General features: G+C 65.8%; 1 protein-coding gene and 2 pseudogenes. 2 read left to right on the top strand and 1 reads right to left on the bottom strand.

Annotated elements, in window-relative coordinates; translation table 11 throughout:
• Window positions 1-184: 184 nt before the first annotated feature.
• A complete protein-coding gene (locus FKP22_RS29170) occupies window positions 185-1009 on the top strand; it encodes a universal stress protein (RefSeq protein ID WP_141291657.1) in 825 nt (274 codons plus the stop codon).
• A 259-nt stretch (window positions 1010-1268) separates the two neighbouring features.
• Here FKP22_RS29170 and FKP22_RS29165 read toward each other — a convergent pair.
• Window positions 1269-1613, bottom strand: a pseudogene (locus FKP22_RS29165) (integrase core domain-containing protein); the annotation flags it as partial.
• Window positions 1614-1619: 6 nt separating this feature from the next.
• On the opposite strand from FKP22_RS29165, the pseudogene FKP22_RS34595 reads away from it, so the two are divergent.
• Window positions 1620-1818, top strand: a pseudogene (locus FKP22_RS34595) (IS256 family transposase); the annotation flags it as partial.

Genomic DNA, 1818 nt, shown 5'->3' with positions numbered 1-1818 from the left:
CCGGCCGGCATGCTGCTGGCCATCGCCGGCGTCGCGGCGCTCTACCTGGTGTGCGTGGAGTTCGCAAAGCGCGGCTTTCATCGCCTTCAACGGCCGGCTTGACGAAGGTCAATGCCCATGGTGCACAGCTGCCCATGATGGCGGCGCGCGCTCCTTCATTCCCGGCCAAACGGAGGCATTCACCATGAAGCAGATCCTCGTCCACCTCGACGCTTCGGCCCGCTCAGCCGTCCGGCTCACCGTCGCCCAGGCGCTGGCGCGCGATCATCAGGCGGCGCTGACTGCGCTGTACGCTGTGGTCCCCACCTTGCTGGCCATGCCCTTTGCCGGCGCCGAAGGCGCGGCCTCGGCCTACACATTGCTCGAACGGCTGGACCGCGAGCAGCGCGGACGTGCGCGTGCACTGTTCGAACGCCAGCTGCCTTCGGGCAACATGACCTGGGCCGAAACCGGCAGCGAGCTTTTTGAGTCTGCCGTGCTCGAACATGCGCTGCTGTCCGACCTGCTGGTGCTGGGTCAGCTGGATGCGAAGGATGAACTGGCTGGCGCGCTGCCGCCCGGCTTCGTCGCCACGCTGCTCACCGACAGCGGCAAACCGGCGTTGATCCTGCCCAGCAGTGGCAGCTTCACGCAGATCGGCCGAGAAGTGCTGCTGGCCTGGAAGCCCACGCGAGAAGCCGCGAGTGCGGTCACCGCGGCGCTGCCGTGGCTGCGCCAGGCGGAACTCATCCACATCGCCTGCGACGCCAGGACGCGCGACGCCGACCGCGTGGGCCGTGTCGCGCTTCAGCGCTGGCTCCGGCTCAACGACGTGATGGCCCCGATGGCCATGCACAGCCTGCCCGAGCAGGACGTCGGCGATGCCTTGCTCTCGCTGGCAGCCGAAGCATCGGCCGACCTGCTGGTCATGGGCGCCTATGGCCACAACCGGCTGCGCGAATGGGTGCTGGGCGGGGCGACGCGCACGGTGCTGGACTCGATGACCTTGCCGGTGCTGATGGCCCACTGAGCCCTCGCGCGCAGCTGGCATGCAACCGCTTGCGTTGGCGCAAGGCTCCGGTTCTGCCGCCCGCACAGAATCAGTCCAACACACCGAGGAGAGGGCGATGGCCGACGACACATGCATCCTCGAATGCACTGCATGAGTTGCTGCCTGTCCGCCGCAGCGAACAGCGGGAGGCCGTGCACGCCGCCAATCTGGCAAGTTCGGTCCAGGAGGCCCAACCTGTGGGCGACCGTGCCTTGCAGACCGCCCGTGGCTGTGCCGGTCAAGTCTTTTCGGACACAGAAATAGGTTGATTGATTGCCGATTGCTGCTCGAAAGCATTGGGTGGCAAGTTGCCCAGTTTGGAGTGCAGACGCACGCTGTTGTAGAAGCCCACGATGTAGTCGGCGATGTCCGTCACGGCCTCGGCATGGTTGGCGTAGTCACGCTACCAGACCCGCTCCGTCTTGAGGCTCAGGAAGAATCGCTCCATCACCGCGTTGTCCCACCAGTTGCCTTTGCGGCTCATGCTGCCGACCAAGCCGTGACGCGCCAGCAATGCCTGATGCGACGCGCTGGCGTACTGGCTGCCTCGGTCGGAATGAACCATCAGCCCAGGTGCGGGTTGCCAAGAATGCCACGCAAATCGAAAACCGCAATGGTTGCGGACAAGGCGGCGCAGCCGCAATTCTCAGCCGCAGCGCTTGAGCAGTTGATCCCCGGGCCGGTGATGCCGGCCGAGCTGGAGAGCATCTTCCAGCAGTTCAAGAAGGCCGTGATCGAACGAGCCTTGGGCGCGGAGATGGGTCACCACCTGGGCTACGCAGCCGGTC

The sequence above is a fragment of the Ideonella azotifigens genome (assembly GCF_006519715.1).
Taxonomy (GTDB): Bacteria; Pseudomonadota; Gammaproteobacteria; order Burkholderiales; family Burkholderiaceae_C; genus Ideonella; species Ideonella azotifigens.
The sequence above is the reverse complement of the archived record's forward strand: the minus strand, read 5'-3'. Positions and strand labels throughout refer to the sequence as shown.